The following is a 5,347-nucleotide window of genomic DNA, read 5'->3' on the forward strand; positions in this document are numbered from 1 at the left end:
CTCATATCCACTAGTCCTACGCCCATAGGCAGGGCAAAATCAAAAATTTCATTTCGTCCGGCAGAGATTATCATTTATGGATTTACGCTTTCGTTATTTTTCGCTAATCATAGCAAAATGACGATAAATTTAAAGCTAAATTTTGAAATTTTTTCGTCGTAAAGTATCAGGTGAAATTAAAATCGATTTAAGCAAATATTTAGGAGAGCTATACTCTTACCCTTCATAATGGTAGCAGTGCAGGTGGCGGGTAGAAGATGGAAAAGTATTTAAAAAAGCTTATGATTTAGCTAAAACGAATAAATTTTACCTAAGCAAAAACGATGCTTGCAAAAAACTTGCAAGATAATAAAGGCTGAAATAAAATTAATTATTTGGTCGCTTTGGCGGCTAAGTTTCAACCCTGCGGTATAAATCTGACCAAATTTACAGTCTCACTTCGATGCCTTGCTCCTGCAGATATGCTTTTAGCGCCTTGATTTCGATCTCTCTAAAGTGAAAAATCGATGCCGCCAGGCATGCGTCCGCGCCTGCTAAAAATGCGTCCTTAAAATGCTCTATTTTACCCGCACCGCCGCTTGCGATGACGGGGATATCAAGCGCGCTAAAAATCCGCGTCAAATTTAGCTCAAAGCCGTTTTTAACGCCGTCGCAGTCCATCGACGTGAGTAAAATTTCGCCTGCGCCGCGCTCCTGCACCTCCTTTGCCCAAGAAAGCGCGTCCCTGCCGGTATCCAGCCTGCCGCCGTTTATAAACACGCTATAGCCGCAAGACTCGCCGTTCCCAGTTAAAATTTCATCCTGCGAGCTGCGTGAAGTCTCTCTAAAATTCCGTGCTTCGTTGCGTAAATTCGCGTCCGAATTCCGTGCGCCGTCGTGCAAACTCTCGCTCAAATTCCTCGCCGCGCCATATAAATTACCGCGCGAAATTTCACTAGAATTTCGTTTCGCGTCGATCGCGACTACGATGCACTGCGAGCCGAATTTATTCGCCGCCTCGTCTATCAAATCAGGATTTTTTATCGCGGCGGAGTTGAGGCTTATTTTGTCGCAGCCGACGTTTAACAGACGCGAGATATCGTCAATCGTACGGATGCCACCGCCCACGGTTAGCGGGATAAAAAGCTCGCGCGCGACCCGCTCTACGACGTCCACGATCGTATCGCGCCCCAGATGCGACGCCGTTATATCGAGGAAGCACAGCTCGTCCGCGCCCTCCTCGTTGTAGCGTTTGGCTATCTCGACCGGATCGCCCGCATCCACGAGACCTACGAAATTTACGCCCTTTACCACCCGTCCGTCTTTGACGTCAAGGCACGGGATTATGCGTTTTGCGAATCTATTCAAAGCAGCCCTTCGGAATAAAATTTTTTATGATTTTAGCCAAATTTTACTTAACATAATGACTTTATAAGTAAAATTTGGCTAGACTCTCGCGATGATTAGGGCGAAAAAAGAGTTCGGGCAAAATTTTTTAAAAGACGAAGCCGTTTTAAGCAAGATCATCCAAGCGATTCCCGAGAATGTACAGAATGTCGTTGAGATCGGGGCTGGCTTAGGTGATTTAACTCGCAAGCTTTTGGAATTTTACAGATTAAAAAGTTTCGAGATAGATGAAGATTTATATCAAATTTTAAGCGCTAAATTTGCACAGCAGATCGCTAGCGGCGAGCTTGAGCTCGTTTTGGGCGATGCTTTGCGGATTTGGCAGCAGCGGGGTCTTGAGCGCGGCGAATATTTTTTGGTCGCAAATTTGCCCTACTACGTCGCTACGAAGATGATTTTGCAGGCGATCGACGATGAGCTATGCGGCGGATTTTTGGTGATGATCCAAAAGGAGGTCGCTTTAAAATTCTGCGCCAAAGCCGGACAGAGCGATTTTAGCGCTCTGTCGATCCTGGCCGATCTTGCGGGCGGCTGTGAACTTCTATTCGACGTCGAGCCCGACTGTTTCGAGCCCGCGCCGAAGGTAACTTCGTCGGTTATGCGGCTCGTAAAGGGCAAAAATTTCAAGCCCAGCCTCGAGATAAACGCAGATAGCCTCGGCGTAAAAAGTTGCGCCCGTTTCCAAAGTCTCGATGAATACGAGAAATTTAAAAGCTTTTTGCGCGTATCTTTCAGTGCGCCGCGAAAGACGCTTATTAAAAATTTAAGCGCAAAATTTGATAGAGGCTTAGCCGAAGAGATCTTTTTAAATTTGAAAATTCCGCCTACGGTTCGGGCGCACGAGTTAAATTCCACCCTTTTTTTAGAAATTTTTAAAAATTTAAAGGTAAAAGATGGAAGAAAACAGAAATGAAAACGGCGTCGAACGACTCAAAAAAAGCAATCGCTACAAAAAACGCAAGGAAAATCTAAAAAAATCTATCGCGAGTGAGGGCTCTGCGGGCGGCGCGGAATTCGGCGGCGAGCATGAAAACGGCTCCCGCAAAAATAAAGGCGCGAAAAACGGGCAAAATTCCGCTCGTTCAAAGAGTTCAAAAAACGGCTCTCGCAACGGATCGAATTCTGTGTGCGACGCGTCAAACGCCGCGCATTCAAACGGCGCGGGCGGTGTGCATTTCGGCGGTGCATACCCAAAAAGCAACGAAAACGGCGCGGGCGGTTCAAATTTAAACCGCGACGGTCGTGCAAAATCAAATAGCAGCAGCGCAAAAGGCGCAAATCCTAGCGCCGCAGACGATGCAAGCTCCATGGACGCCCAGAAAAAGAAAAAGCATAAAAAACGCTCAAATATGCCAAAGAGCCTCACCGGCAACGAGCCGTGGCAAAAGGCGATGGAAGAGGCGATCGCGGAAAATAAGTTGATCCACGAGGAGCGTTTGCATCCGCTTAAAGACGCTAATCGCAGCGATGAGACGGTGCGTATCACGCCGCTTGGCGGACTGGGCGAGATCGGCGCGAATATGACCGTTTTTGAGACCAATACGAGTGCGATCATCGTCGATGTGGGCATGAGCTTTCCGGAGGAGAGTATGCTTGGCGTGGATATTTTGATCCCCGATTTTGACTACGTTCGCAAGATAAAAAACAAGATCAAGGGCATCATTATCACGCACGCGCACGAGGATCATATCGGCGCGATGCCATATTTTTTCAAAGAATTTCAATTTCCGATCTACGCTACGCCGCTTCCTTTGGGGATGATAAGCAATAAATTTGAAGAGCACGGCCTAAAAGCCGAGCGTAGCTACTTCCGCCCCGTGCAGAAGCGCCAGCTCTATCAGATCGGCGATTTTGAGGTCGAGTTTATCCACATAACTCACTCGATTATCGATGCAAGCGCGCTTGCGATCACGACGAAAGCGGGCACGATCATCCATACGGGCGATTTTAAGATCGATCACACGCCGATCGACGGCTATCCGACCGATCTGAACCGCCTTGCGTATTACGGCGATCGCGGCGTTATGCTTTTGATGAGCGATAGCACGAACTCGCACAAAGAGGGGATCACAAAGTCCGAAAGCTCGGTAGGCAAGACCTTTGATACGATATTTTCAAGCTGTAAGGGGCGCGTGATAATGAGCACCTTCAGCTCAAACATCCACCGCGTCTATCAGGCTATCGAGCGCGGCGTAAAATACGGCCGCAAGGTCTGCGTCATCGGACGAAGCATGGAGCGAAATTTATTTACCGCGATGGAGCTTGGCTACGTAAATTTAGACAAAAAGATCTTCGTCGATGCCGATCAGGTCTCCAAATACCCAGATAATGAGGTTTTAATCGTTACTACCGGCTCGCAGGGCGAGACGATGAGCGCGCTGTACCGCATGGCGACGGACGAGCACAAATATATCAAGATCAAATCCACCGATCAGGTAATCATCAGCGCCAAGGCGATCCCCGGCAACGAAAGCAGCGTCTCGACCGTGCTTAACTACCTGCTAAAAAGCGGCGCAAAGGTCGCGTATCAGGACTTTAGCGAGATACACGTAAGCGGGCACGCCTCGATCGAGGAGCAAAAACTCATGCTGCGCTTGATAAAGCCAAAATTTTTCCTACCCGTGCACGGCGAGTATAATCACATCGTAAAGCACAAAGAGACTGCGATGGAGTGCGGCATCGAGGAGAAAAATATCTATTTGATGAACGACGGCGATCAGATGGAGGTTTGCGAAAAATATCTAAAGCGCGTCAAGACCGTCAAGACGGGCAAAGTTTTTATCGATAATCAGATCAACAAGCAGATCTCCGACGAGATCGTCAAACACCGCCAAAATTTAGCCGATGCGGGCGTCGCGGTCATCATCGCGCAGATCGACAAAAACGAAAAGAGGCTCATTCAGACGCGCGTCATCACTTACGGGCTCGTCGCCGATAATCAAACGGCGCACTTTACCAAGGAGATGCAGGGCATCATCGAGCAGTTTTTAGCAAATTTAAAAGATGAAATTTTGCTCGATCACTGGGCGCTGGAGGGCAAGATTCGCCAGGCCGTGCGAAAGCACATATTTAGAAAGATCAAAAAATATCCGACTATCGTGCCGGTGATTTATTTGATGTAAGCGCGGCTAAATTTTATGGATTTAAGGCTTGCTTTGCGGTGTCGTGGGTGCATGAAATTTTATGTTGCGGGCGTAGAGTACCGAATTTTATGACGTAAGCGGGCTTTGCAGCGTTGGAATTTAAAAGCGGCATTAGCAGGTCTTGTAGCGCGAAATTTTAAAGCAGCGAGTAAAATTGCGAGCGTAAAATTTCGGCGTAAAGCGAAATTTAAAGAGCGTCTAATAAGCCTGCGGCGAGCAGGCAGGGGAGCGCGGCGATTTTGTAGATTAGAATTTTATGGTGTAAATTTCAAAGGCGTGAAATTTTAGCTAGCGCAAATTTAGGCGCGGCGCAAAGAGGCACAAAATGAAGGCAAATTTTAAAAAGAAGGTTGAATGAGTGAAATTTTAGATACGGCACGAGAGGTGCTAAGGCTCGAAGGAGCGGAGCTTTTGCGGCATGCGGATCTTATCGGCGAAGAGATCGAGCGGGCCGCAAATTTGATCCTTGCTTGCAAGGGCAAGGTGATCGTCACCGGCGTGGGTAAGAGCGGTCACATAGGCGTTAAGATCGCCGCGACGCTTGCCAGCACCGGCACGCCGTCGTTTTTTGTCCACCCTACCGAGGCGCTACACGGCGATCTGGGTATGATTGGCAAGGACGATATGGTGCTTGCGATTAGCTTTAGCGGCGAGAGCGAGGAGCTGGTTAGAATTCTGCCACACCTCAAACGCTTCGGCGTAAAGATCATCGCGATGGCACGCGATAAAAACAGCTCGCTCGGCAAGGTTTGTGACGAGTTCATAAGCCTTGGTATCGTCAAAGAGGCCTGCCCGCTAGGCGCGGCGCCGACGGTTTC

General features: G+C 48.3%; 4 protein-coding genes and 1 pseudogene. 3 read left to right on the forward strand and 2 right to left on the reverse strand.

Annotated features, from left to right (window positions below; translation table 11 throughout):
* Together Q0413_RS11240 and hisF are read right to left on the reverse strand one after the other, a co-directional pair.
* Positions 1-74 (reverse strand): annotated as a pseudogene (locus Q0413_RS11240) (purine-nucleoside phosphorylase); the annotation flags it as partial.
* A gap of 352 nt (positions 75-426) precedes the next feature.
* Positions 427-1,347 (reverse strand): imidazole glycerol phosphate synthase subunit HisF, encoded by a 921-nt coding sequence (hisF, locus tag Q0413_RS04120; RefSeq protein ID WP_298987594.1) that lies wholly within the window; start codon positions 1,345-1,347, stop codon positions 427-429.
* 91 nt (positions 1,348-1,438) lie between these two features.
* Here hisF and rsmA point away from each other — a divergent pair, with 91 nt between their 5' ends.
* The 3 genes from rsmA to Q0413_RS04135 all read left to right on the forward strand — a co-directional run.
* Complete coding sequence (rsmA, locus tag Q0413_RS04125; RefSeq protein WP_298987596.1) at positions 1,439-2,299, forward strand: 16S rRNA (adenine(1518)-N(6)/adenine(1519)-N(6))-dimethyltransferase RsmA; 861 nt, start codon at positions 1,439-1,441, stop codon at positions 2,297-2,299.
* Positions 2,280-4,508, forward strand: coding sequence for a ribonuclease J (locus tag Q0413_RS04130; RefSeq protein WP_298987599.1), 2,229 nt, complete (start codon positions 2,280-2,282; stop codon positions 4,506-4,508). Before rsmA ends, Q0413_RS04130 begins: the two co-directional genes overlap by 20 nt.
* A gap of 375 nt (positions 4,509-4,883) precedes the next feature.
* On the forward strand, positions 4,884-5,347 hold a 464-nt coding region (locus Q0413_RS04135), incomplete at its 3' end, for an SIS domain-containing protein (RefSeq protein WP_298987601.1).

It is taken from the genome of uncultured Campylobacter sp., assembly GCF_938045465.1.
GTDB lineage: Bacteria > Campylobacterota > Campylobacteria > Campylobacterales > Campylobacteraceae > Campylobacter_B.

Excerpts from the sequence above, each read along its gene's own strand:
- rsmA (WP_298987596.1), top strand. The coding sequence starts at position 1,439 with ATGATTAGGGCGAAAAAAGAGTTCGGGCAAAATTTTTTAAAAGACGAA.
- Q0413_RS04130 (WP_298987599.1), top strand. The coding sequence starts at position 2,280 with ATGGAAGAAAACAGAAATGAAAACGGCGTCGAACGACTCAAAAAAAGC.